The sequence below is a fragment of the Parapedobacter indicus genome, assembly GCF_900113765.1.
GTDB lineage: Bacteria > Bacteroidota > Bacteroidia > Sphingobacteriales > Sphingobacteriaceae > Parapedobacter > Parapedobacter indicus.
Genome location: NZ_FOQO01000011.1, coordinates 171,519 through 195,577, shown reverse-complemented (window position 1 = coordinate 195,577; position 24,059 = coordinate 171,519). Strand labels below are relative to the sequence as shown.

21 protein-coding genes are annotated in these 24,059 nt (G+C 48.3%); 11 read left to right on the top strand and 10 right to left on the bottom strand.

What is annotated here, in order from left to right:
* Nucleotides 1-5 precede the first annotated feature (5 nt).
* The 4 genes from BMZ56_RS20970 to BMZ56_RS20955 all read left to right on the top strand — a co-directional run bounded on the left by BMZ56_RS20970 (nucleotide 6) and on the right by BMZ56_RS20955 (nucleotide 5,498).
* Complete coding sequence (locus BMZ56_RS20970; protein ID WP_090630366.1) at nucleotides 6-1,376, top strand: DUF4374 domain-containing protein; 1,371 nt, start codon at nucleotides 6-8, stop codon at nucleotides 1,374-1,376.
* A gap of 89 nt (nucleotides 1,377-1,465) precedes the next feature.
* Nucleotides 1,466-2,674: a PepSY-associated TM helix domain-containing protein gene (locus BMZ56_RS20965; protein WP_090630363.1), complete on the top strand. Its 1,209-nt coding sequence runs from the start codon at nucleotides 1,466-1,468 to the stop codon at nucleotides 2,672-2,674.
* A gap of 92 nt (nucleotides 2,675-2,766) precedes the next feature.
* Nucleotides 2,767-3,219: a Sec-independent protein translocase subunit TatA/TatB gene (locus BMZ56_RS20960; protein ID WP_090630361.1), complete on the top strand. Its 453-nt coding sequence runs from the start codon at nucleotides 2,767-2,769 to the stop codon at nucleotides 3,217-3,219.
* Entirely contained in the window at nucleotides 3,216-5,498 is a 2,283-nt protein-coding gene (locus BMZ56_RS20955) for a Tex family protein (protein WP_090630357.1), read from the top strand. The genes BMZ56_RS20960 and BMZ56_RS20955 overlap by 4 nt, the downstream gene beginning before the upstream one ends.
* A gap of 20 nt (nucleotides 5,499-5,518) precedes the next feature.
* Here BMZ56_RS20955 and cysM read toward each other — a convergent pair whose 3' ends face one another.
* From cysM to BMZ56_RS20925, 6 genes are all read right to left on the bottom strand, one after another.
* Nucleotides 5,519-6,391, bottom strand: a complete 873-nt coding sequence (gene cysM, locus BMZ56_RS20950; RefSeq protein WP_090630354.1) for a cysteine synthase CysM — start codon at nucleotides 6,389-6,391, stop codon at nucleotides 5,519-5,521.
* 9 nt (nucleotides 6,392-6,400) lie between these two features.
* Nucleotides 6,401-7,213, bottom strand: a complete 813-nt coding sequence (locus BMZ56_RS20945) for a serine O-acetyltransferase (protein WP_090630352.1) — start codon at nucleotides 7,211-7,213, stop codon at nucleotides 6,401-6,403.
* Between the two features lie 332 nt (nucleotides 7,214-7,545).
* On the bottom strand, nucleotides 7,546-8,049 hold the full coding sequence (locus tag BMZ56_RS20940) for a two-component regulator propeller domain-containing protein (RefSeq protein ID WP_090630350.1): 504 nt from the start codon (nucleotides 8,047-8,049) through the stop codon (nucleotides 7,546-7,548).
* Nucleotides 8,046-8,621, bottom strand: a complete 576-nt coding sequence (locus BMZ56_RS20935; protein ID WP_143072983.1) for an alpha-ketoglutarate-dependent dioxygenase AlkB — start codon at nucleotides 8,619-8,621, stop codon at nucleotides 8,046-8,048. Before BMZ56_RS20935 ends, BMZ56_RS20940 begins: the two co-directional genes overlap by 4 nt.
* Nucleotides 8,618-8,761: a DUF3606 domain-containing protein gene (locus BMZ56_RS20930; RefSeq protein ID WP_090630345.1), complete on the bottom strand. Its 144-nt coding sequence runs from the start codon at nucleotides 8,759-8,761 to the stop codon at nucleotides 8,618-8,620. Before BMZ56_RS20930 ends, BMZ56_RS20935 begins: the two co-directional genes overlap by 4 nt.
* A 119-nt stretch (nucleotides 8,762-8,880) precedes the next feature.
* Entirely contained in the window at nucleotides 8,881-9,795 is a 915-nt protein-coding gene (locus BMZ56_RS20925; protein WP_090630342.1) for a pirin family protein, read from the bottom strand.
* Nucleotides 9,796-10,178: 383 nt separating this feature from the next.
* On the opposite strand from BMZ56_RS20925, the gene fabG reads away from it, so the two are divergent.
* Both fabG and BMZ56_RS20915 read left to right on the top strand, forming a co-directional pair.
* Nucleotides 10,179-10,922 (top strand): 3-oxoacyl-[acyl-carrier-protein] reductase, encoded by a 744-nt coding sequence (fabG, locus tag BMZ56_RS20920; RefSeq protein WP_090630341.1) that lies wholly within the window; start codon nucleotides 10,179-10,181, stop codon nucleotides 10,920-10,922.
* Nucleotides 10,923-10,934: 12 nt separating this feature from the next.
* On the top strand, nucleotides 10,935-11,915 hold the full coding sequence (locus tag BMZ56_RS20915; protein ID WP_090630338.1) for a long-chain-fatty-acid--protein ligase: 981 nt from the start codon (nucleotides 10,935-10,937) through the stop codon (nucleotides 11,913-11,915).
* Between the two features lie 4 nt (nucleotides 11,916-11,919).
* Here BMZ56_RS20915 and ypfJ read toward each other — a convergent pair whose 3' ends face one another.
* Nucleotides 11,920-12,777, bottom strand: a complete 858-nt coding sequence (gene ypfJ, locus BMZ56_RS20910; protein ID WP_090630336.1) for a KPN_02809 family neutral zinc metallopeptidase — start codon at nucleotides 12,775-12,777, stop codon at nucleotides 11,920-11,922.
* 78 nt (nucleotides 12,778-12,855) lie between these two features.
* Complete coding sequence (locus BMZ56_RS20905) at nucleotides 12,856-13,194, bottom strand: DUF3276 family protein (protein WP_090630333.1); 339 nt, start codon at nucleotides 13,192-13,194, stop codon at nucleotides 12,856-12,858.
* A 241-nt stretch (nucleotides 13,195-13,435) separates the two neighbouring features.
* Between BMZ56_RS20905 and BMZ56_RS20895 the strand changes: the two genes are divergently transcribed.
* Genes BMZ56_RS20895 through BMZ56_RS20880 form a run of 4 tightly spaced genes read left to right on the top strand, consistent with a single transcriptional unit; the run spans nucleotide 13,436 to nucleotide 17,577 of the window.
* Complete coding sequence (locus BMZ56_RS20895) at nucleotides 13,436-14,311, top strand: LiaF transmembrane domain-containing protein (RefSeq protein ID WP_090630328.1); 876 nt, start codon at nucleotides 13,436-13,438, stop codon at nucleotides 14,309-14,311.
* A 9-nt stretch (nucleotides 14,312-14,320) separates the two neighbouring features.
* Nucleotides 14,321-15,364: a sensor histidine kinase gene (locus tag BMZ56_RS20890; RefSeq protein WP_090630325.1), complete on the top strand. Its 1,044-nt coding sequence runs from the start codon at nucleotides 14,321-14,323 to the stop codon at nucleotides 15,362-15,364.
* Nucleotides 15,361-16,104: a LytR/AlgR family response regulator transcription factor gene (locus BMZ56_RS20885; protein WP_090630322.1), complete on the top strand. Its 744-nt coding sequence runs from the start codon at nucleotides 15,361-15,363 to the stop codon at nucleotides 16,102-16,104. The genes BMZ56_RS20890 and BMZ56_RS20885 overlap by 4 nt, the downstream gene beginning before the upstream one ends.
* A 36-nt stretch (nucleotides 16,105-16,140) precedes the next feature.
* Complete coding sequence (locus BMZ56_RS20880; protein WP_177195240.1) at nucleotides 16,141-17,577, top strand: serine hydrolase domain-containing protein; 1,437 nt, start codon at nucleotides 16,141-16,143, stop codon at nucleotides 17,575-17,577.
* 7 nt (nucleotides 17,578-17,584) lie between these two features.
* Here the strand turns inward: BMZ56_RS20880 and BMZ56_RS20875 are convergent, their stop codons facing one another.
* Both BMZ56_RS20875 and BMZ56_RS20870 read right to left on the bottom strand, forming a co-directional pair.
* The gene (locus tag BMZ56_RS20875; protein ID WP_245893325.1) at nucleotides 17,585-20,146 is read right to left on the bottom strand and encodes an ABC transporter permease; all 2,562 of its coding nucleotides are present in this window, start codon (nucleotides 20,144-20,146) and stop codon (nucleotides 17,585-17,587) included.
* 1 nt (nucleotide 20,147) lies between these two features.
* Entirely contained in the window at nucleotides 20,148-20,843 is a 696-nt protein-coding gene (locus BMZ56_RS20870; protein WP_090630316.1) for an ABC transporter ATP-binding protein, read from the bottom strand.
* Nucleotides 20,844-21,155: 312 nt separating this feature from the next.
* Here BMZ56_RS20870 and BMZ56_RS20865 point away from each other — a divergent pair, with 312 nt between their 5' ends.
* A complete protein-coding gene (locus tag BMZ56_RS20865) occupies nucleotides 21,156-23,903 on the top strand; it encodes a S9 family peptidase (RefSeq protein ID WP_245893326.1) in 2,748 nt (915 codons plus the stop codon).
* Nucleotides 23,904-24,059 lie beyond the last annotated feature (156 nt).

The window sequence follows — 24,059 nt, the reverse complement described above, 5'->3', positions numbered from 1 at the left end:
ATAGCATGAACAATCGACTAACAAAAGTGATGTATGCGGCAGTGCTTGCAGCGGTAACGCTAAGCAGCTGTAGTAAGAATGATACGCCCGGCCCCACCTCCCCTGTTGACGATGGGACGCGCTGGATTACGCTTACAGCAGCCTTCCCTGACGATAACGGCACAGCGGGCAATGGCGGCACACTTGCCTATGCCATCACTCCCGAGAATGCGGCTGATCCGAATTACGAAGTAAAGATATTTGATGCAGGCAACGGGTTTTCGCTTAAATCAGAACGCACGGCACGTGTACAGGCATCCGCTGACGGCCAATACCTCTACAACATCCAGTACACAGGAGCAGAAGGAGGTGTTTTCAACAAATACAAAGTATCTGGCGAAGGTAAATACGTAGAAGACGGCCTTGAGCTCAATACGGCTATCATTTTAGGTACCTCGCCCCGTTGGACCAAGGCTGCTGAAAACATCGGCGTAGGCGTATCTTTTATCAATGCTCGGGATTCCTATACCGGCGAGGTGCCTAATCACCAATATCAGCATCCAAAAGGCGAAATCCGAATGGCGAACATCGACTTGAATAATAACGCCATTACCAATACCGGTGTCATCGAAGTGGATCTGGGAGCGGAATTGGAAGGACAAGGTTACCATGTATGGCGGGCGGATGTACCGGTATTGAACAAGGCACAAGACAAGCTCTTTATCGGTGTGGGCATCCGTCGGCACGACCTTGACAACCGGGAACTGGAAGCTGGCCGCGGTGGAGCGTTGAGCTGGGCGACGACCGACGAACGGGATTTGGGCACCGTTACCTATGTGGTTGACTACCCCTCGTTGAGGAATCCAAAAACAATCACCTCTACGGTGGCCCAAACGGACAACCTTTCCTACCGGACCATGACCCAGTATGTAGGCACGGATGGGCATGTTTATCAGGCCGCGACCGCTATGGGTAGTGGACACCAGATATTGCGTATCGATAAATCGACCAATGAGTATGATAACTCCTATAATTTTGATTTGAATGCGGCACTGAATATCAATGACGCCGGTATCCGAGCTTTCCGTTACGTTCAGGATGGGATCGGCCTGGTACTGTACACCCGAGAAACGGCTGAAGGTGGATACCTGGCACTCGTAGACCTCAATAACCATACGGCAACCCCGCTGACAACAGATTATGAGGGAGATGAAGCGCTGGCAACGGCGTTTGGCCAATTCCAAAATATCGGTGCTGATGGCGATTACATTTATGTACCGCTAACCCCCACTGGCAAGAACGGGAACCTATATGTGGTCAACTGGAAAACCAAGGAAATCACGAAAGGTGCCAAATTAATTAACGGCTCGGGAAGCCATTATATCGGTGCTTATTAACAATACAAACACCTACCTAAGAAACGGCTATGTCTCGGATTGCCTGTGCAATACCGGGACACCGTCGTTCTTATTTCCAGCGACTGATCATGACTAAAAAAACGCGCAAGAAAACAACCTGGCAAAAAACCCGGAAATTTTTTAACGATATCCATCTCTGGACGGGCCTCATCAGCGGCATAGTGGTGGTTGTCATCTGCTTCAGCGGCACCATCTACACCTATAATACCGAACTACGCGAATGGGCCTCGCCACATCTGTATAAAGTAGCTATTCCCGTAGATGGAAAGCGGCTTCCAGCCGATTCCCTTGTCTCAAAAATTGCCCGGGTATCCGAAGGCACGGTAACCGCCGTTGCCCTATCGGCAGACCCCGCCCGCACCTACCAATTTACGGCGCGCATTGCGGGCGACAACAGCCGTTTTGGCACTACCTATTATGTCGATCCATACAGCGGGGAAATTACCGGCACCTCCAAAGAAACGACTAAAACCGGCGAGTTTATGCAAACGATGTTTAGCCTGCACCGCTGGTTGTTGCTGGATAAAATTGAAAAACCGCTGATCGGCGAATTGCCCAACCGCCAATTAGGCAGCTATATCTCCGGTACGGCCACCATTCTATTCACGCTGGGCGTGCTGACGGGCCTCATCATTTGGTTTCCAAATAAGTTAAAAAACTGGAGGCAAGGCTTGAACGTCAAGTGGTCAGCGGGCTGGAAGCGGATCAACCACGACCTGCATAACTCGTTGGCGTTTTATTCACTCATCTTTTTATTTCTTATGGGCATTACCGGCCCGCAATGGTCCTTCCCCTGGTATCGTACCGGCCTACAAAAAACCTTGGGCACCTATAAAGAACAACGAGCTGAACGGGGTGGTGACCGTCGCCACGCGGAAAGCAGCGAAAAGCCGAGGTCGCCGCAGCTCCTCCCCTTCGCAACCTACCTTGCCGCGGCCGATCGGGTATTACCGTATAAAGGCGACTATCGCATCAGTCTGCCCCAAGACGCGAAAGCCCCGTTATCTATCAGTAAGAACCGCATTGGCTTTTTTGCACCAGCCGCGGGCGATCAGGTAACCCTGGATGCATCGTCCGCTACTGTGACAGAAACGCAGATTTTTCGCGACAAACCATTCAACGAGCGGGTAGCCAGCTCCATAAAAGCCCTGCACGTTGGCAATGTCTACGGCCAGTTTACCAAGCTGCTCTATTTTTTGGCTTGTTTGGTGGCCACCAGCTTACCCGTTACCGGTACGCTTATCTGGCTCAATAAAATGAAGAAAAAGACGCGGTAGCCGGGAGTGCATTCACGGCCTTTTTTTTCGCAACGTATGGATTTCACAAAATTTACCCCTACCTTAGCTGTGGTAAAAATAGAGATTGTATTATGTTGAGTACAGTATTGGCTTTCCTGAATATCGGCACGAGCGAAATGATGTTGATCGTATTTGTGGCGCTATTGCTTTTTGGGGGCAAAAAATTACCTGAACTAGCAAGAGGGCTTGGCCGGGGAATCCGTGAATTTAAAGACGCATCAGAGAGTATTAAGCGGGATATCAGTGACCAGATCAACAATTTTGAGAAAGATATCGAAGTAAAAGATGTGATCGTCAAAGACGAAGAGCCCAAAAAGCTAAACGAAACGAATGCTTCCACGCCAGCGGGCACGTACGAACATAATCCCGGACGTGAGCCTGATTATTATGGCAGTGAAGGCCCCTATTATCACGACGGTGAATACGGCACAACCGAAAACACATCGGACGCGGGCAACATCGATACCCCCCCAACTTCTAATCAAGATCCACAACATCCCGTAAGCGAAGAAAAGAACGCGTGACCCACGAAATTCGTATTTCCAATGAGCTCGCTCTATCCGAGCGCCAGGTGGGTATTGTCCTGACGTTATTAGCGGAAGGCGCCACCATCCCTTTCATTGCACGCTATCGAAAAGAAATGACCGGTAGTCTCGATGAAGTGCAACTGACACAAATCCGCGACCGTGCACAGCAATTGCGGGATTTGGATAAACGCCGGGAAACCATCCTTAAATCGTTGACCGACCAAGGCAAGCTGACCGCCGAGCTGGAACAGCAGGTAAACGCCGCGGAAACGATGGCCAACCTGGAAGATATTTACCTGCCCTATAAACCCAAACGCAAAACCCGCGCAAGCATGGCGCGCGAGAAAGGTCTCGAACCACTGGCGCAACTTATTCTTGCGCAGGATGGCACAGACGTTATCGAAGCGGCACAGGGCTTCGTAAATACAGAAAAAGGGGTGCAGGATCTGGAGGAAGCGCTCGCCGGAGCCCGTGATATCATTGCTGAAACCATCGCCGAAGATGCAAGTATCCGGGCACAGGTACGGCAAACGTTTATGGAAAAAGGTCAGTTCGCATCACGTGTGGTTCCCGGCAAAGAAGAGGAAGCCATCAAATACAAGGACTACTACGAGTGGTCCGAACCGCTGAAAACAGCACCCTCACACCGCGTACTCGCCATGCGTCGGGGCGAAAAAGAAGAGATGCTTTATCTCGACATTGATATACCCGAAAATGAAGTACTTCCGCTGTTAGACAACGCGTATATAAAAGGTGCCGGAGAGGCAAGTGCACAGGTACGCATAGCCATGCTGGACGGATATAAACGACTGCTCAAACCCGCTATGGAAACTGAGGTACGGATGCTGACTCGCCAACGTGCAGACGACGAAGCCATCCGGGTATTTGCTGAAAATGTGCGGCAATTATTGCTTGCAGCGCCCTTGGGACAGAAACGGGTGATGGCCATCGATCCGGGATTCCGAACGGGCTGCAAAACCGTCTGCCTCGACGAACAGGGGGCTTTGCTGGAAAATACAGCTATATTTCCGCACACCGGGGCGGCAAAGGCCGAAGAAGCGGCAAAGACCGTCCGGTTCCTTGCTGAAAAACATCGCATACAGGCCATTGCCATTGGTAATGGTACGGCTGGCCGCGAAACGGAAGAGTTTATCCGCAGACTAGCTCTCCCCGGGATAACCCTTGTCATGGTCAATGAAAGTGGCGCTTCCATCTATTCAGCATCAGAAGTAGCCCGTGAAGAATTCCCCGACCACGATGTTACGGTACGCGGGGCCGTCTCCATCGGTAGACGGCTCGTGGATCCGCTGGCTGAATTAGTCAAAATAGACCCGAAATCCATTGGCGTAGGGCAATACCAACACGACGTTGATCAAACGAAACTCCAATCCTCGCTCGATGATACGGTAATTAGTTGTGTCAACGCAGTCGGCGTAGAGCTCAACACGGCATCCAAACAAATCCTGTCGTATATTTCCGGTTTGGGCCCTTCATTGGCCCAGCAAATCGTCAATTTCCGCAATACCCACGGAGCGTTCCGCAATCGGGAGTCGCTAAAAAAGGTGCCCCGTTTGGGCGACAAGGCTTTCGAACAGGCTGCCGGTTTCTTACGGATCCGGAATTCCGAAAACCCGCTTGATGCCAGCGCGGTACACCCTGAACGTTATGCATTGGTTGAACGGATGGCCGCCGACCTGAATTGCCGTGTGGTGGACTTACTACAGGATGAGAAACTCCGCAAGCAAGTCGATCTAAAAAAATACGTAAGCAATTCGGTGGGGATGCCCACGCTTCGGGATATTCTTGCCGAATTGGCCAAGCCCGGCCGGGATCCACGTGAACAATTTGAGCAATTTTCGTTTACAGAAGGTGTGAACAGTGTGGGAGATCTGCGTATCGGCATGAAGCTGCCGGGTATCGTCACCAACATTACTGCCTTCGGGGCTTTTGTCGACATCGGCGTGCATCAGGATGGATTGGTACACCTCAGCCAGCTGGCAAACCGGTACATCAAAGATCCGAACGAGGTGGTGAAAGTTCAACAAAAGGTAACGGTAACTGTGATTGAAGTGGATGAAAAGCGTAATCGGATTAGTCTTTCGATGAAAACGGAAAGTCAAAGCACGGGGAAACCGGACAAGAAAGACCGGAAGCCGGAAAGAGGTGACTTCAAAAAGACGGAAGGCCGCAAAAACGGAAAACCGGACCGTCCGAAACGCGAAGAAACGGATATGGCTTCCAAGTTAGCCGCCTTGAAGAGCAAGTTTGGGTCGTGAAGAAACGCGCCCCGAACTTCTTAGCCAAACAAGTTACTTGAAAGGTAACGGTCGCCGCGGTCGCAGGCGATGAACACAATCACTCCTTCGTCCAGCTCTTTTGCCAACCGGCTGGCACAGGCCATGGCGCCTCCACTGCTCATTCCCACAAACACTCCTTCCATCCGTGCCAGCTGCCGAGTCATCTCCGTAGCCTCTGCTTGCGAAACGTCCATTACGCGGTCTACCCGCTGTGGGTCGTAAATCTTAGGAAGGTATTCGGTGGGCCAGCGCCGGATGCCCGGTATCGAGGATTCTTCCGTGGGCTGACAACCGATAATCTGAACGTCGGGCTTCTGCTCTTTGAGGTACATGGAGTTGCCCATAATACTGCCGGTGGTTCCCATTGCGCTCACGAAATGGGTAATCTGTCCTTGGGTATCCTGCCAGATTTCAGGCCCGGTGGTCTTGTAATGCGCCAGGTAATTGTCGGGGTTGGCAAATTGGTTTAAAAGGAAATGATCTTCCCGCTGCCCTTTCGCTTCTGCGTAATCGCGGCAGGCTTCGATGGAATCCAACAGGGTCACTTTCGCACCGAAAGCTTCCATCGTTAACGTACGCTCGCGGGTCGAATTGGCCGGCATAACCAGCTCGATTTCCAAACCATAAATACCGGCAATCATGGCCAGTGCAATGCCGGTATTTCCACTGGTCGCTTCAATCAGCCGCACGCCGGGCTTGATATCGCCGCGGTCCATCGCGCTACGGATCATATTAAGCGCCGCACGGTCTTTCACACTTCCTCCAGGATTGTTTCCTTCCAGCTTGACATACAGCCGGACCCGTGGATTCGGATTCAGTTTGGTTAATTCAACCAGCGGCGTGTTTCCCACGCAATCAATCAACGCTTGCATAACTATTATCTAGTGAGTTGCTTTGGTATCGACAATTTTCACTGTAGACTGATGATAGGCCGTGGAATGCGGCGGAATACTTGCTGTCAGCCATACATTACCTCCAATTACACTATCGTGGCCAATGACGGTATCGCCCCCCAAGATGGTCGCTCCGGCATAAATAATCACCCGATCTTGTATCGTGGGATGACGCCTCGTATTTGCCAAAATCTTTTCAACACTCATCGCTCCCAGTGTCACTCCCTGATAGATCTTCACCTGATTGCCGATGACTGCAGTTTCTCCGATAACCACCCCGGTACCGTGGTCAATACAGAAATACTCCCCGATCTGCGCAGCCGGATGGATATCAATACCGGTTTGCGAATGCCCATATTCCGTCAGGATACGTGGTAGAAGCGGTACATCCAGCACCATCAGCTGGTGTGCTAGGCGATAGAGTGCTATCGCTAAAAAGCCCGGATACGTACGGATTACCTCAAACTGACTGGTTGCTGCCGGATCGCCTTCATAAATCGCCGATGCATCGGTATACATCATCCGTTGTAGTTCGGGAAGGGAGCTATAAAATTGGGTCACAACCAAGCCATTATTGCAATCCTCGCACGCCTTGGTTCTATTCAGAATACCGATCAGTTCTTTTTCAGATTGCCTAAATTGTGTCTTAAGCTGGTCAATCGTCCGGTTGGGATGCGTTTGGCGTTCCGGAAACAGCAAGTCTAGCAAACCCAACGCCCACCCTGCAATTACGCCGTTGGGAGGTACGTCATTAATCTCTTGTTGTTTACGGTATAATTGACTAAAAAAGTCGTCGTTCATTGTTTACGTGTTGCCATTGTTGGCATGCTAAGGACGCAAATAATTTGCAGCTTGACAACAGTATCGTTTAATTATTACAATAAAATAATTGTCTACGCGCGTCAGCATCAGGATATCACGTAAAATATTCATCTCGATCAGCGAATCGCACACCTAATAAAGCAACCTTTCTTCCGCGATGTAGCCGCCTACCCTTCGCTAAAGTCTCACTTTTCGGCCTTTTTACCGAAGTATATGCAGGACATATGGGGATAGAACCCGAAGGAAGGGTAACGGGACCGCAGGTCTATATAGTAAATCGGTTGTGTTCGTTTGGGACAATAGCGCGCCAATTATGGCTTTTTCGTCATAACCCCATGTAAAGTACCAAACCAAATACTTCCATTATCCGCTTCCAGAATTCCAAAGATAATTCCTTCATTCGTCGTTATTATTTCGGGTAAAGTCGCATGATTTGCTAACCACTTTTCCGTATAGCGGGAAAGCGTCCAGCCGGGACTTTTCGTTCTATCACTTTCTGAACTAATCCAGATGTCTCCATTTGTATCTTCGTAAACATAGCCAACAAACTGCTGTGTAAAATTAGTAAATATACTGCCGTCATAGCGCCAAAGTCCATCATCGCCACCGAGCCAAATATTGCCTTTTTTATCTTCGATTATTGAACGCACATTCTTAAAAGGTATAAGCTGGAAGTTAGCTCTTAAGAAGATAACCCTGGCTCGGCTAGTCGTAAGGTAGTGGAGAAATCGGAAGAATATAATCGTGTTAAAACTGACTAGTGCAGGTACTATCCTTACTAAAATGCGCAAAAAGCTTTGAAGAACTGGAATCACCGTAGCGTCCGTATCGTCAGGGAGTAACGTGTCGTCTGAACCGGCGCGGTGCTATGCTCCCATTCATTGCGCGATTCGCGGCTCATCACATACATGGACCGACGCCTGAGTGGAAAGCCGATTACCGACCGTCGCGTACGTTTGTCCGAATCGTATGGCCGGAAGCGGAACGTGCAATCGGACTGTAGGGAAATGCCGATGATGAGTTCAAACGGGGGTGCGTCGCGATGCCAGTTAATGACCGACCCAGGTGGGTATTCGGTAACCAGCAATTCTTTCAAGGCCGTGTTCGGCAGGCTAACCGCGGTCGCCACTTTTTCCAGCAGCCAACGGTACCCTTCCGGAATCGGTACCCCTTCGGTGATCGTCCGGCTGTCGAAATGGTAATGATAGCCGTAGCTTTTCACCTTACGCTTCGCCTCAAAGCCACGGAACACCATGGGATGGAGTACTTCATTAGCGACTATCCGTAGCAAATCCTGCTCTTCCTCGGCCTCCAGAAACTCATCTTGATAGGTGAACCCATCTGGCATACGTTGCGGCTCGGGAAATAACGTCCCCTGGTGATTCACCGCTTCTGTTTGAGGTACTGTTCCACTTTGTCGCGGTCGTTGCCCGGGGCATCCATCGTTGCCTGTACCCCTTCAGGGCTGACGCCGAATTTCTCCTGCAGATAGCATAGTTCGTAGGGTTTATTTTTATTGTCTGTCATATGCGCGGTCTTTCCCGTAAGACAAGCAGTGGCAGGTTTTGTTTTATCTTGCTTTCGGGAGCACAATAAATAAAGCAAGTAAACCAGGACCTAGTTGGAACTCTTTATTATAAAATTGGTCAAGAAAGCGCATTGGGGGGCGGATCATTTGAGGATTTGCCGCGGCCTTCTGGCAAGGGTATATACGTTTCGTTATCCATTGGCGGCAACACAATACGCCCTTGTTTCCAGTCCTCCTTAGCTTGCTCGATCCGCTCCTTTCTACTGGAAACGAAATTCCACCAAATATGCCGTTCGCCCAGATGTTCTCCACCAAGCAGCATCAATGTAGTTTGCTCGCGGGCAATAATCAACGGATCAACCCCCTTGGTGAATACCAATAGCTGTCCTGCTGTATAAGTAATCCCGCTTACTTCGACGCTGCCCCGAGCAATGTATGCCCCTCTTTCGCTATGTCCTGTAGGCAGACCAAAACGAGCACCCGGCTCCAATGCGACATGCACATAGAACAACGGGGAATGTGTGCTGACATTACTTTTCAAGCCGTAGGCATCGCCTGCAATCAAACGCATCCAAACACCTTTGTCCGTAAAAACGGGCAATTGTTCGGCCTTGTAGTTGCTAAAGGAGGGGTCACTTTCTTCATCCTTTTCGGGGAGTGCCACCCATGTTTGTATCATTTCCAATTCTCCTCCGTTCAGCATCGCCGGATCTTCAAATCGTTCGCTGTGCGCAATGCCTTTCCCGGCAGTCATCCAGTTGACCTCACCGGGTTTTATCACCTGCTCCACGCCAAGACTATCCCTATGGGTTACATGACCACTGAATAAATAGCTGACTGTGGATAGGCCAATATGCGGATGCGGCAGCACATCTAAATTGTTTACTGGCGCTGCAGGGATATTCACCGGACCACCATGATCCATGAAAATAAACGGCCCCACCATTCTCCGAAGCCGGTAGGGAAGTATACGCTTAACGGCAAAACCTGGTGCAATTTCGGCCTGCCGGGTTTCTATAACGATATCAAGCATAAATTTACAGTTGAGACATCACGTCAAACTTAGATAAATTCGCTTTTATATGCAATATAATCGCGTTGAATATAAAAGCGAATTGTCGATCTACTCGGCTGCCACTGAAAGACAACTTTTATAGCGGAAATATACACAAAACTACCAACAAAAAATCGCCGTTAATACAGCAAACCACCCAAGCTCCACAGCCATACGTTTGTCTACATCGTTCACCAACACAGGATTGTTCGACATACTGGTATCTGCCATATCCAACCGTACCTTGCAAGTGCTGTGTATCGTAGGCTTTCGTAAAAGGATTACAATAATTTAAATTGCAATGACAGGTCGGTATTTTTTTCTAAGTTTGCGCTCATACCTTGTAATAGCATATAGAACGAATGAAACTACTCGAAGGAAAAACAGCACTAATTACCGGTGCATCCAAAGGAATTGGCCGGAAAATAGCGGAAACATTTGCCATGCACGGTGCAAATGTGGCATTTACCTACCTATCGTCTGTAGAGAAAGGAGAAGCCCTTGAAAAGGAGCTTCTGGTTCATGGCACTAAAATAAAAGGCTATCGGTCTGATGCGTCCATTTTTGACGAAGCCGAAAAATTAATCAGCGATATTGTATCAGAATTTGGAACCCTGGATGCGGTGATCAACAATGCCGGAATTACCAAGGATGGTTTGTTGCTCCGGATGACCGAAGATCAATGGGACGACGTACTCCAAGTAAACTTGAAATCTGTGTTTAACGTCACGAAGGCGGCTTCCAAAATCATGATGAAAAACCGCAAAGGCGTATTCATCAACATGAGCTCCGTGGTGGGCGTACAGGGAAACGCCGGACAAGCCAATTACGCCGCCTCAAAAGCAGGCATCATTGGTTTTTCCAAATCGGTAGCCAAAGAATTGGGATCGCGCAACATCCGCACCAATGTCATTGCACCGGGATTTATCCGCACGGAAATGACGGATGTACTGGACCCGAAGGTTGTGGAAGGTTGGGAGCAAAACATCCCGCTGAAACGAGCTGGAGAGACTGAAGACGTGGCTAACGCCTGTCTATTTCTCGCATCTGACCTTGCTTCGTACATCAATGGGCAGGTACTTTCCGTGTGTGGCGGAATGCTGTAACGGTTCATACGCATGTTATCGGCAGATCACATATTTTCCATTGCTTCACCGCAGGAGTTTGACGATAGCTGCCTGGAAATCTTTCGGTATCAGTCCCGCCATTGCGCAGTGTATGCCAAGTACCTCGCCTTGCTGGGTGTAAATACGGATCTCATCAAACAGCCAGAAGATATCCCTTTTTTACCTATTGAGTTTTTCAAAAAGCATACGATCTTGTCCGTAAATCGGGAGCCGCAGGTGGTCTTCAGCAGCTCGGGCACTACGGGCAGTGTGCAAAGCAAACACTTCGTTGCCGACGTGGCTATTTATGAAAAAAGTTTCCGCACGGCATTTACGCGCTGCTACGGATCTGCCGAAGATTGGACCATCTTGGCGCTCCTCCCCGCTTATGCCGAACGGGAGGGATCGTCGCTTATCTACATGGTGAACGATTTGATCCACCAAAGCAAGGACCCGTTGAGCGGCTATTTCCTGTATGACCATGCAGCATTATTTGACGCTTTGGAGCAGTTGAAAGCAAAAGGTAGTAAAACATTGCTGATTGGCGTTACGTATGCATTGTTAGATTTTGTGGAAAAATACCGAATGGATTTTCCCGGGCTTTTGGTCATGGAAACGGGCGGCATGAAGGGCCGCAGACGGGAAATGGTCCGGGAAGAAGTACATGAACTGCTTTGCGCGGGGTTTAACGTGGCATCCATACACTCGGAGTATGGCATGACCGAACTGCTATCACAAGCCTATTCGACAGGAAATGGTTTATTTTGCGGTCCTCCATGGATGAAAATTGTCGTCCGCGATACGAACGACCCCTTTTGCACCCTTCCAGAAGGGTTAACGGGGGGCATTAATGTGATCGACCTGGCCAACATGCAATCCTGCGCGTTCATCGCCACCCAAGACCTCGGGAAAACGCATTCCGAGGGCCATTTTGAAGTACTGGGGCGTTTCGATCAAAGTGACATCCGGGGATGTAACCTACTGATTCAATAGTTACTTATTGCAAACTCGGATCAGTAAACGTATCTCCCTGTTGCATATCACCCGTATCAAATCCCTTTTTGAACCAATAAGCCCGCTGCTCAGAAGTACCATGGGTGAATGCTTCGGGCACCACATGTCCCTGCGACTGCATCTGTAACCGGTCATCGCCAACCGCCGCCGCGGCCTCCATCCCCTCCCGGATATCGTCGTACTCCAGGTAAACATCTGAATTTTTATTGGAATGATGTGCCCACACACCAGCGTAAAAATCAGCTTGCAGCTCCAGCATCACCTGTAGCTTATTATACTGAACTTCACTAAGCCGCTGTCTGGCCGCATTTACCTGATCCATCGCTCCGGTTAACTTCTGAATGTGATGCCCCACCTCGTGCGCCAGGACGTAGGCCATCGCAAAATCACCCGTGGCACCAAAACGCTCATGCAGTTCGTCATTGAAACTGAGATCGATATATACCTTTTCATCGGCGGGGCAATAAAACGGACCGTACGCAGAAGCGCCCATACCGCATCCATCCGTGGGTGTCTGATCCCGGTAAAGTACCAAGGTATTCGGCCGGAATTCCTGCCCTTGGGAGCGAAAAATCGTTTGCCACACGTCTTCCGTACTGGCATGAACCACCTTCACAAACTCGGTGAGTTCTGCTTCTTCGGCACTGATTTCAACCGGTCCCTCCGTTGTCTGAGTACCGGTTTGCAACTGTTCCAGCATCTGCTGCGGATCGCCACCCAGCAATAACCCAACGATGAGCACAATGATGCCGCCAACGCCGCCTAATGCAAGTTTTCCTCCGGAAGACATCCCCCGGCGATCCTCAAAATTGTCACTTTGTCTGCCACCTTTCCAACGCATAACTGAAAAAACTTAGTAGATACTAAAAAAGCCTCACAGGAATGCAAGGCTTTCTATGATAATACGATCACCTATTGGCTAATAAGAAAAGTCGTCTTTGGAATCTGCGTCGTCTGCCACCCCCACGCCATTGCCTTCAAAACCGGGTTCGTAGCGCTTTTCAACGACCTCCTGATGATCCTTAATGTAATCAACGACATCGCTCAGCCCTTCCGCAAATTTTTCAAAATCCTCTTTATACAGGAATATTTTATGTTTGATGAATACGCCATCCTCAAACCGCTTCTTGCTCTCCGTGATCGTAATGTAATAATCATTGGATCGCGTTGCCTTTACATCGAAAAAATAAGTGCGCTTACCTGCCCTTACCTTTTTTGAAAAAACCTCCTCACGCTCTTTGTTGTCAAAATCTCCCATTGTTAAGCTTATTTATTTCTTGTTGTCAGAATCGGGATAAATATAAAAGAATTTAGTTTATTAATGCAAATCTTTCCCTTAAATTGTAAAAAAATATTTTTAGCTACTTTTTCACCGAAATAAACCGGCAATTCACCGAGAAAAAGTGATCCGTCACCTAATCGGACTTGCAGAACGCATCGAATCCATATACCTTTGAACAAGTATTTCTTTTGCACGTAAAATATTTTAACCATATATCATGAATAAGCAACATCGTCCAACACATAATAGTCCGAATACCGGCAGAATGTGGGCGGGAATTATTATCGTAGGCATCGGCGCCATATTGCTTGCGGGGAAATTGGGTCTCGGTTGGCTCTTTCCCCATTGGATATTCAATTGGGGCAATATGTGGCCCATGATACTTATCGTTATCGGCCTGATTATCGGTGGAAATTCCAACTTCCGGAATCCATCATCCTATATATTACTGGGAATCGGATCATTTTTTCTCCTCAGGAACATAACGGATCTTGATATCGGTCCGTTTCTTTGGCCCGCTCTTATTATTGGCATCGGGTTATGGCTTCTGTTGGGCAAAGGGCGAACCGGTCCTCACCCGCCAAGGTTTGATCGCCGTCATCGATTCCGTAGACGATATGATTCTGGTTACTACGAATGGGATAAACGTGTGGTAAACGAACAACCCGACAGCCCTGCATCCGGTGGGGCTCCGGCATTTAACCAAGAATTTAGCCAAGCAGAAGAATCTGAGGAGTTTGCTGGCTTTTCTAGCGAAGATTACCTAAAGTCTACTTCGATCTTCGGCGACGTAAAAAAAACGATCATTTCCAAGAACTTTCAAGGTGGAGAAGTGGTCAATATTTTTGGCGGTACGGATATCAACCTGATTCAGGCAGATATCCAACAGCCCATTGTAATCGACGTGTTCCAGATTTTCGCAGGAACAAAAATCATCGTGCCTTCCCATTGGAAAATTCATTCAGACGTAGTATCGGTATTTGGCGAAGTGGATGACAAGCGTTTTACGCAAGGTATCCCTCACGATGACCAAAAAGTTGTCTATATAAAAGGTACTTCCCTATTTGGAGGGATTACCATCAAAAGCATATAATCGACACAAGTGAGCGGTATCCCATATACCTCATCGAGACAGCGATTGATCAATATCAGCTGCTTTATCATCTGGATCATTTATGCATTCGTTCAAACGGTGCTGCTTTGGTGGTTTGAAGTTGATTTCAATTTGGCGCTTAATGACAGTTTAGTAAGTGCAACGGCGACTTCACTTTGTTGCTACATCATTGCCAATGCGTTAAACCACTATCTCCCCCGTCGAAAGGGCTATTTCTACATTGTCGTTTGGGGGCTTGCATTGGCAGCCATCAGTGTGTCGCTCGATCGTTGGATACTGCAATACGTTATTTACGACAAAAATTACCTCAACCATATCGATCTATCACTACCCCTGCGTTTTTTCATCAATACCCTGCTGATTGCCTGGATTGCTATGATCAATATCCTTTGGAACATTCAACAGGAGCACAAAGAAAACGAGCAACGGAAAGCCGATGCCGAGCGGCTTGCACGGGAAGCCGAGCTTTACAACCTCCGGCAACAGCTTCAGCCCCACTTTCTCTTCAACAGTCTCAATTCCATTATTGCGCTGATTGGGCGTAAACCGGAAGAAGCACGGAACATGACCTTTCAATTGTCGGATTTTCTGCGCGGAACCCTACGTAAAGATGACCAGCAACTAATTGCCCTGAAAGACGAACTGGAACATCTGCAATTGTACCTATCAATTGAAAAAGTACGTTTTGGACATCGACTGGAAACGCGGGTTACCTACGACGAAGAATGCTTGATGAAAACATTGCCGGCAATGATTATGCAGCCCCTGGTCGAAAATGCGATCAAATACGGATTGTACGACACCACGGAAAAAGTGACCATCGGGGTGGCTTGCTCCTGTCACAACCACATGCTGCAAATACAAATCGAAAACCCGTACGACAGCCAAAGCAACAAGCCGCGCAGAGGTACGGGATTTGGACTACGTGGCGTGCAGCGTCGCTTGTATTTGTTGTTCGGACGAACAGATTTGTTGGAAACTCAAGCAACAACACATATCTTTACCAGCATAATCAAGATTCCCCAGTTATGATTAAAGCGGTATTGATAGATGATGAACCTTTGGCACGGAGCATGGTGGCGGAGTACCTCGAAAGCTACCCTCAAATAACTGTCGTGGCTGAATGCAACGATGGTTTTGAAGGCGTCAAAGCAATCATGCAACACCAGCCAGACCTCATATTCCTGGACATACAGATGCCGAAAATCAACGGTTTTGAAATGCTCGAGATCATCGATAAACAACCAGCGGTTATTTTTACGACTGCTTTTGATGACCAGGCCATCCGGGCGTTCGAGCAGCATGCCGTCGATTACTTACTTAAGCCCATTAGCAAGGCGCGCTTTGATCAGGCCGTTGCCAAGTTTCTTGATACGCGCCAGCTGACAACCGACCGGGAAAATACACGAAAATTGATTGACGATATCAGTCACACGCCGGGCCAACTTGAACGTATTGTGGTAAAGACGGGCACCAAAATTAAAATTATTCCTACAGCCAGTATAATTTACCTGGAAGCCGATGACGATTATGTGAAAATCCATACCGATGAAGGGACATTTTTGAAAAATAGGACCATGACCTCTTTTGAAGAGCAGTTGGATTCCGGCCAATTCATTCGCGTGCACCGTTCGTTTATCGTCAAAATCGATCACATTGTCCGTTTGGAACCCCACGAGAAAGACAGCCACATTGCCGTCCTATCCAACGGAAAAAAAGTAAATGTCAGTAAAAACGGCTACACACGTCTCAAACAATTATTAGGAATGTAAATACGTTTCACGTAATTTTGCGAGATGTTTGGAATCATGATCAGAACCACCTGTGTCTTACTTATTTCATTGTCCTTATGTGCTGCGGTGTTTGCCCAGGAGGAAGATCCGGCCCAACGAATCAATCAGGCGGTGTTCAATAAGGTAGAGTACCATTTTAATCAACAGGAAACGGATTCCATCTATGCATTGGGCAGTTCGAAATTTAAGCAATCGCTTTCGCTGCAGGCGTTCCAGACGGTGATGACCCAACAGCTGTATCCATTGGGACAGATTCAGTCGGCCGAATTAAAAACCTACGAGAAAGGTGCGGGTATTTATAAGCTGAATTTTATCAGTACCCCCCTTCAATTGGTATTGGGATTGGACAGCCTCAACAAAATCGACGTTTTTCTTTTCCAGCCTTATGCCGGTGATCCGGTACCGGAGAAGACCGTACCCGTTGAATCAAGCAATACGGCTGCCTCTGAATTTGATCGGTATGTAGATTCCGTGGCACTAAGTTACAGCCGCAAGGGTCATACCCATGCGCTGGCCATCGGCATCATCAATGCCGGAAAAACCAGTGCTTTTTATTACGGTGAAACCGAAAAGGGCAATAAGCAGCTTCCCGATGAAAACACACTGTTTGAAATCGGCTCCATCAGCAAGACTTTTACCGCCACCCTACTCGCCTATCTTGCCCAAACCCAGCAGGTAAATTTAGATGATTCGATTACCAACTACCTGCCCGATTCAGTCGCCGTAAATCCCGACCTGCAACGGATCACCCTGAGGCAATTGGCTAACCACACTTCCGGCTTGCCCCGGATGCCTGACAATATTGATGCAACGGCCGCCGGCCATTCCCTCAATCCGTATAGCGGTTATACGAAAGCGCACTTATATACCTACCTGAAATCCTACAAAGCAACGGTTCCGCCGGATTCCATCTATCAATACAGCAATCTCGGCTTTGGAATTCTGGGTGATATCCTTTCGACCATCTATGGAAAGCCATACGACGAAATGATTCAGGAAATTATCTGTCAGCCATTGGGATTGAAAAATACAACAGAACATCCTAATCCTGACAGTCAATATGTGGCGAAAGGTTACAATGAAAAAGGCATAGAAACTCCATTGTGGACATTTGATGCGTTTACTGCGCACGGATCACTAAAATCGACCGTATCTGACTTACTCTTGTACGCCAAAGCACATTTCAAAATGCCTGAAACCGATTTAGAGCACGCGTTGGCACTCACCCGGCAATTCACCTATTTCAATCCCCCCGAAACGGATATCGGGTTGGCTTGGCACATGAACGTAGTTGGCGATGAGCTTATCTATTGGCACAATGGTGGTACATTTGGCAGCAGTAGTTACCTCGCGTTAACACCCGACAAAAAAATGGCCATTGTTGTTTTGTCGAATACAGCGGAATCGGTGGATTCCGTCGCGTTGGCCATCTTAAAATACATGCTGAAGTAATCCGTAATCAGATATCTTTACGCAGGATTTCGAGTGGTGGTCGCTGTGTGATACCCCTGCTGTTGAAAAGGCCAACGAACACCGTGATGGCTGTAATTCCTACGATCAGCAACCCCATGGCAAGCAGATCCGGTACGAACGGTACTTCAAAACTAAAAATAGCCAACGCCCAACTGCCGACCAGCGCAAGCAATACCCCCGCAACGGACGCCAATAATCCCAAAAAGGAATATTCCAGTGCAGTGATGACTAAAATTTGTTTTCTCGAGGCACCCATGGTACGTAGCAGAACGCTTTCCTTGATTCGCTGATATTTACTGATCATCACAGAAGCCACCAATACCACGAAACCGGTGAGCATACTGAACCCTCCCATGAAACGGACAACAAATCCAATTTTATCCAAAATTTCATCCAATACAGATAAAATCAACCCCAGGTCAATAATGGATACGTTGGGAAATTGCCTGACCGCAGCTTGCTGCATCCGGGCAGATACCACATCATCTGGAACCCGGGTCATCAATACATGGAATTGAGGGGCATTGTCAATCACGCCCATCGGAAAAATCAACCGAAAATTGGTCTGCACACGATTCCAATCCACCTCTCGCAGGCTGCCAACGATGGTCGGAATACGCACTCCCTGCACGTTAAATAAGAGCGTATCCCCGAGCGATACCCGGATCCGGTTTGCATATCCTTCTTCCAGCGATACACGTGCCGTATCTCCCGGAGCAGTTTTGCCGACCCACGTTCCAGCTGTGACTTTTTCCGAATCGCTCAATGCAGCGCGGTAAGTTGTCCTCAACTCACCACCCAATGCTCGTCGTGACACCTGTAGGGTACTATCTGCCCGTGCCTGTTCTGCTGTAATGCCGTTGATCGCTTCCAGTTGTACGGTCACAATCGGCACTTGGTCCAATACCGGGAGCCCCTGTTCCGTAACCAATTCAGCTACGTCCTCCTTTTGGGACGACTGGATGTCAAAAAGCACCATATTGGGCTGGTTATCACTTGCCGATAACGAAACACGTGCGATAAGCATTTCCTGAACCAACAACAACGTGGCAATGAAGGCCGTTCCCAGTCCAATGGAAATGACCAGGATAACCGTTTGGTTATGGGGCCTGAACAGATTGGAAAGCCCCTGTCTCCACAGGTAGCTCCACGACGCGGGGAAAAAGCGCCGGACCAACCAGATCAACAAACTTGCTGTCGCAAATAATACCGCGAATGCCAGTGCGACACCGGCGGTAAATACAAGGGTTTGCAGAAAGCCACTCAATTGCAAATAGGCATAACCGAAGATGAACAACGCAATCAGGCCGTAGACAATCCAACTCAGCCGGTCTTTGACCGGATTCTGGGAATCCAACGACAGTCGTAAGGTATTCAACGGTGCGATATTCCGGATACCGATCAACGGCAGCAGGGCAAACAGGACGGATATCCAGACCCCCAAGCCAATTCCCTGCAAAATGGCGCTCCACGAGATGTCGCTGCTGATGTCAACAGGAACAAAATCTTTGAACACCAACGGCAAAAATTGTTGGATGCATGTTCCAAGTACCGCTCCGATTAACGAACCGATAAACCCCACGCCAATTACTTGTACCAAGAAAATCAGGAACGCCTGCCGCGAACTGGCTCCCAGGCAGCGCAGGATCGCTATGCTACCTAGCTTTTCTTTGATATAGATATGGATGGCACTGGAAACGCCGATACATCCGAGCAGCAGCGCAATGAAGCCGACCAACGATAAAAATTTATTTAAATCGGAAAACGACCGCCCGGTTTCCTGTTTGCGCGTAGCAATCGTATCATACCCCATCCGATGCACTTCCAGCAGTGAATCAAGACCGCCGGCAAGCTCGTCTGCATCCGAGCCATCCGGTAATTGAAAATAATAGTTGTAATTAATCCGGCTGCCTTTCTGATTGAGCCCCGTAGCATCCAAGTACGCCAATGGAATGAATACCGCCGGTGCTACGGTGGTGGAAAGTCCACTTTGTCCCGGAGCTTGGTTTAAGCGGCCGGCAATTTCAAATAGCACATCGCCTACTTTTATCGAGTCGCCCACCTCGGCACCAAACTGCAACAGGAGTGTTTTATCAACGAGTGCTTGCCGATGGTTTCTGAAATCAGTTCCGGCCGCTTCCGGCACGGTTTCCAGTTTCCCATAATAGGGAAAGTCGCCTCCAAGCGCCCGTACCTGAACCAGTCGCGTACCACCGTTCTTCGCAAACAGCACCATGGATGCGAAGCTCCGCTCTTCGGAATGCGCCGCGCTCAAACCCTTAACCGAATCGACGAGCCGTTGTTCTGCCTCTTCTAAAGAATGATTGCTATGGATCACCAGATCAGCCCCTACCAACGTAGCGGCCTGATTGTCGATATCTTTCTCCAAATTATCGCCCAATGCGTAAATGGCTACCAACGCAGCAATTCCGATAATAATCGATGAGACAAACAAAAACAGGCGGGATCGGCTCCTCCTACTATCACGCCACGCCATGCGGACAATCCAATCAGCGGCCAGCTTATTACGCGTTGAAGGCATTGCCATATTACAGTTCTTTAGGTTGTGTAACCTCATCGGAAATCACGCCTCCTCCTTTCATGCGAATGACTCGCTTTGTTTTGAATGCCAATTCCATATCATGTGTCACCAGCACCAACGTGGTTCCCATATCCCGATTGAGATTAAACAGGAGACGCTCGATCGTTTCACTGGTTTCAGCATCCAGATTTCCTGTCGGCTCATCCGCAAACAGAATCTGCGGTGAATTGGAAAACGCCCGGGCAATCGATACCCGCTGTTGTTCACCCCCCGAAAGCTGCAACGGGTAGTGATGACCCCGATCGGCCAATCCTACTTTATCCAACAGTTCCAATGCCCGGCTTCTACTTCCCCGCTCGCCGCGAAGTTCAAGCGGCACCATTACATTTTCCAGTGCAGTCAAGGTAGGGAGTAATTGAAAATTCTGAAAAACAAAGCCTACATACTGATTACGCACCTTAGCCCGGTCGTCTTCGCCAAGTTCATCTAAGCAGACTCCGTTCAGCACGATACTCCCCAGGCTAGCGCGATCCAATCCTGCGCACAGCCCCAATAAGGTGGTTTTTCCACTCCCGGAAGGGCCAACGATGGACACGGTTGAAGCCGCCTCCACCTCAAAATTAATCCGATGCAGAACAGTTAGTGATTTGCCTGCACTTTCGTAGGTCTTGCCCACTTCCTTTACACTTAATATAGCCGCCACGTATGATTCATTTAATCTAAGATTGCTGTAAAAATAAACTATTTGCCTTCAGGACAAGAAACCTCATTCCGAGATCATGCGAAAAACAGTAATTTTGACACGCTCTCAACAGCTTTGTTACGTTGGCAACACCAAACTTGCCTGACCGTGTTTTCTTTGCTTGTAAAAAAAATAGTACAGCTGCCCGCAATTACAGCTAATTATACCAATATTGCATCCATGAAAACCCAAGTTTCTTTTATTCGGCGAAACATCGCCTTCTTTTTACCTTTTTTATTAGTCCCTTATACTACATCTGCTCAAAAAAAACCATTGGATCATAGCGTATATGATGGCTGGCAAAGCATTGGTTCATCGGGAATTTCGGCAGACGGAAGTTTTATTTTTTATACGGTCACGCCCCAAGAAGGGGATGCACAGCTGTTTATTACTACGCCGCATAAGCAGCAGATTGGAAAGATCGACCGGGGATTTCAAGCCGATTTTTCTGCAGACCAACGGTTTCTGGTCGCCTTGATCAAACCTTTTTTCAGCGAATCCCGCGAAGCGCGCATCCGGAAAAAGAAGCCCGATGAAATGCCCAAGGACTCACTAGCGATATTTGCCCTGGAAACCGCAAACCTTATTAAAATACCTAACGTAAAATCCTACAAAATCCCCGAGGAAACGAGCGAATACCTAGCCTATGTACGTGAAGACCTTCCACCATCCCCGGATACCCTGAAAGCAGACACGGCTGAAACCGACAAACCTTCTCACAAAAAGCCTGTATCTATCTTGCATATTCGGAACCTGGCAAGCGGCAACGAAACCACATTTGAACGCGTAAACATGTATCACTTCAACAAAGACGGAAACGCGTTGGTATTTGTGCGTACTGCTGCCGAAAAAGATAGCATCGGCGCAGACGCTGGACTATATTACTACGACCTGGTGTCCGATGCGGCTCATCACATCAGCCGCGGAAAGGGTGTATATAAAAACATTGCTTTTGACGAATCTACCTCGCAGCTTGCGTTCACAGCCGACAAAAGTCCTGAAAAGTCCCTTCAGAAAGCATTCAAATTATATTACTATACACCCGCCCAAGATACAGCCATTGTCATTGCCGATGCGTATACGAACGGCGTGCCGTCCAATTGGTATATAAGCGGCGACGGCGATGTCAGATTTAGTAAAAACGGAAAAAAACTCTTTTTTGGCATTGCCCCTGTTCCACGGGTAAAAGATACAACCCTCGTTGAATTTGAACATGCCAATGTAGACATCTGGCATTGGAAAGACGATTACCTGCAACCTCAGCAATTGGTTAACCTCCGGGAAGAGCTAAACCGGAGTTACCTGGCTGTCACCTATCCCAAACAAGGAAGGAAGGTGATCCCTTTGGCCGATGAACAGCTACCCGAAGTGCGATTGACGTATGATGCAGACAATGAATTTGCATTGGGCACGACCGATATAGGAAGGCGCATCGAAACGCAATGGCAAACGGGGTCATTTCAGGATATCTACGCGGTATCTACCACAGATGGAAGCCGAAAAAAAATAGCAGCTAACATCAGAGGCTCCATCAGCCTTTCACCAACCGGCAACTATATCGTTTGGTTTAATCGATCGGATAGCAGCTGGTATAGTCACACCATCCAGTCGGGCAGCACACTGCGTTTAAACGCCGACTTGCCTGTAATCTTTTCAGATGAAGATAATGATGTACCCGATGAGCCCAATGGATATGGCATCGCCGGTTGGACGGAAGACGATGCGGCCGTGTTCATAAATGATAAATACGACATCTGGGCGTTTGCCCTCGATGGCACCGAACGCAGAATCCTCACAAACGGGGCCGGCAGAAGCAATCAGGTTACGTTTCGATACATCCATTTTGCCAATGACAGAAATTTGCCAGGCAGACCGAGGAAACCCACCATTATTGATAAGAAGGAGCCCTTGATTTTATCAGCATTTAATCATATCAACAAAGAAAATGGTTGGTATGTATCCAATGGTCGGAACAACCGGGACCCGAAGGAAATCAGCATGGGACCTTTTCGCCTGGGGGCTGTTCAAAGGGCCACAGAAACCAAGCACTATTTATACACCAAAGAAAGCTATGTAAGTTCTCCCGATCTATACACGTCGCCTGATTTCACAAGTGAAACCAAATTGAGCAGCATTAACCCCCAGCAAACAAATTACAATTGGGGAACCGCTGAACTGATGCAATGGACGACACCGAAAGGACATGCTGCTGAAGGCATTCTTTATAAACCGGAAGATTTTGATCCCAATAAAAAATATCCCGTTATCGCCTATTTTTATGAAAGACTTTCTGACGGACTTCATACGTACATTCCGCCTACTCCCACACCTTCACGCCTTAACATCAGTTTTTTCGTAAGCAACGGATACTTGGTCTTCGCGCCCGATATCCGCTATGAAACCGGCTATCCGGGCCGATCGGCGGAGGAGTACGTCAATTCAGGTATGGAAGAATTGAAAAAACAACCGTGGGTCGATAGCGGCAAGCTCGGCATTCAGGGACAAAGTTGGGGAGGTTACCAAGTGGCTCACTTAATCACCCGCACCGATATGTATGCGGCGGCATGGTCTGGTGCACCGGTTGTAAATATGACATCGGCATATGGAGGCATCCGCTGGGGAAGTGGCATGAACCGCCAGTTCCAGTACGAGCGTACCCAAAGCCGCATAGGCGCTACACTGTGGGAAAATCCAGCTCTTTACATCGAAAACTCTCCGTTATTCCACCTGCCCAATGTGACCACGCCAGTGGTGATCATGAGCAACGATGCCGATGGTGCAGTCCCTTGGTACCAGGGTATCGAAATGTTTACCGCCCTACGTCGGTTGCAGAAACCCGTTTGGCTATTGAACTACAATGGCGAGGCACATAACTTAGTACAACGGCAAAACCGCAAAGATATCCAGCGTCGTGAATTGGAGTTTTTCGACCATTTCCTAAAGGGGAAACCTGCAGCGCCTTGGATAGAAAAGGGTGTTCCGGCAACCCTGAAAGGGATCGACTGGGGGTTCGGCAATTAGTTCTACATTGTAAATTACGCAACGATAAATGAAAAAACAGAGTAATTTTTCATAAAACATGAAAAATATTTTCATTTATAACAAAAAAATAAGGAAATGTCATTTTTTTTTTCGAATATTGGAGCATAATTCAAAAAAATAACAGCGCGTTAAACA

Coding starts and splice junctions, on each gene's coding strand:
- cysM (WP_090630354.1), bottom strand. CDS start 6,391: ATGCAAGCGTTGATTGATTGCGTGGGAAACACGCCGCTGGTTGAATTA.
- BMZ56_RS20970 (WP_090630366.1), top strand. CDS start 6: ATGAACAATCGACTAACAAAAGTGATGTATGCGGCAGTGCTTGCAGCG.
- BMZ56_RS20925 (WP_090630342.1), bottom strand. CDS start 9,795: ATGCTTGATATCGTTATAGAAACCCGGCAGGCCGAAATTGCACCAGGT.
- BMZ56_RS20875 (WP_245893325.1), bottom strand. CDS start 20,146: ATGGCAATGCCTTCAACGCGTAATAAGCTGGCCGCTGATTGGATTGTC.
- BMZ56_RS20880 (WP_177195240.1), top strand. CDS start 16,141: ATGATCAGAACCACCTGTGTCTTACTTATTTCATTGTCCTTATGTGCT.
- BMZ56_RS20885 (WP_090630322.1), top strand. CDS start 15,361: ATGATTAAAGCGGTATTGATAGATGATGAACCTTTGGCACGGAGCATG.
- BMZ56_RS20965 (WP_090630363.1), top strand. CDS start 1,466: ATGACTAAAAAAACGCGCAAGAAAACAACCTGGCAAAAAACCCGGAAA.
- ypfJ (WP_090630336.1), bottom strand. CDS start 12,777: ATGCGTTGGAAAGGTGGCAGACAAAGTGACAATTTTGAGGATCGCCGG.
- fabG (WP_090630341.1), top strand. CDS start 10,179: ATGAAACTACTCGAAGGAAAAACAGCACTAATTACCGGTGCATCCAAA.
- BMZ56_RS20905 (WP_090630333.1), bottom strand. CDS start 13,194: ATGGGAGATTTTGACAACAAAGAGCGTGAGGAGGTTTTTTCAAAAAAG.
- BMZ56_RS20915 (WP_090630338.1), top strand. CDS start 10,935: ATGTTATCGGCAGATCACATATTTTCCATTGCTTCACCGCAGGAGTTT.
- BMZ56_RS20945 (WP_090630352.1), bottom strand. CDS start 7,213: ATGAACGACGACTTTTTTAGTCAATTATACCGTAAACAACAAGAGATT.
- BMZ56_RS20895 (WP_090630328.1), top strand. CDS start 13,436: ATGAATAAGCAACATCGTCCAACACATAATAGTCCGAATACCGGCAGA.
- BMZ56_RS20960 (WP_090630361.1), top strand. CDS start 2,767: ATGTTGAGTACAGTATTGGCTTTCCTGAATATCGGCACGAGCGAAATG.
- BMZ56_RS20930 (WP_090630345.1), bottom strand. CDS start 8,761: ATGACAGACAATAAAAATAAACCCTACGAACTATGCTATCTGCAGGAG.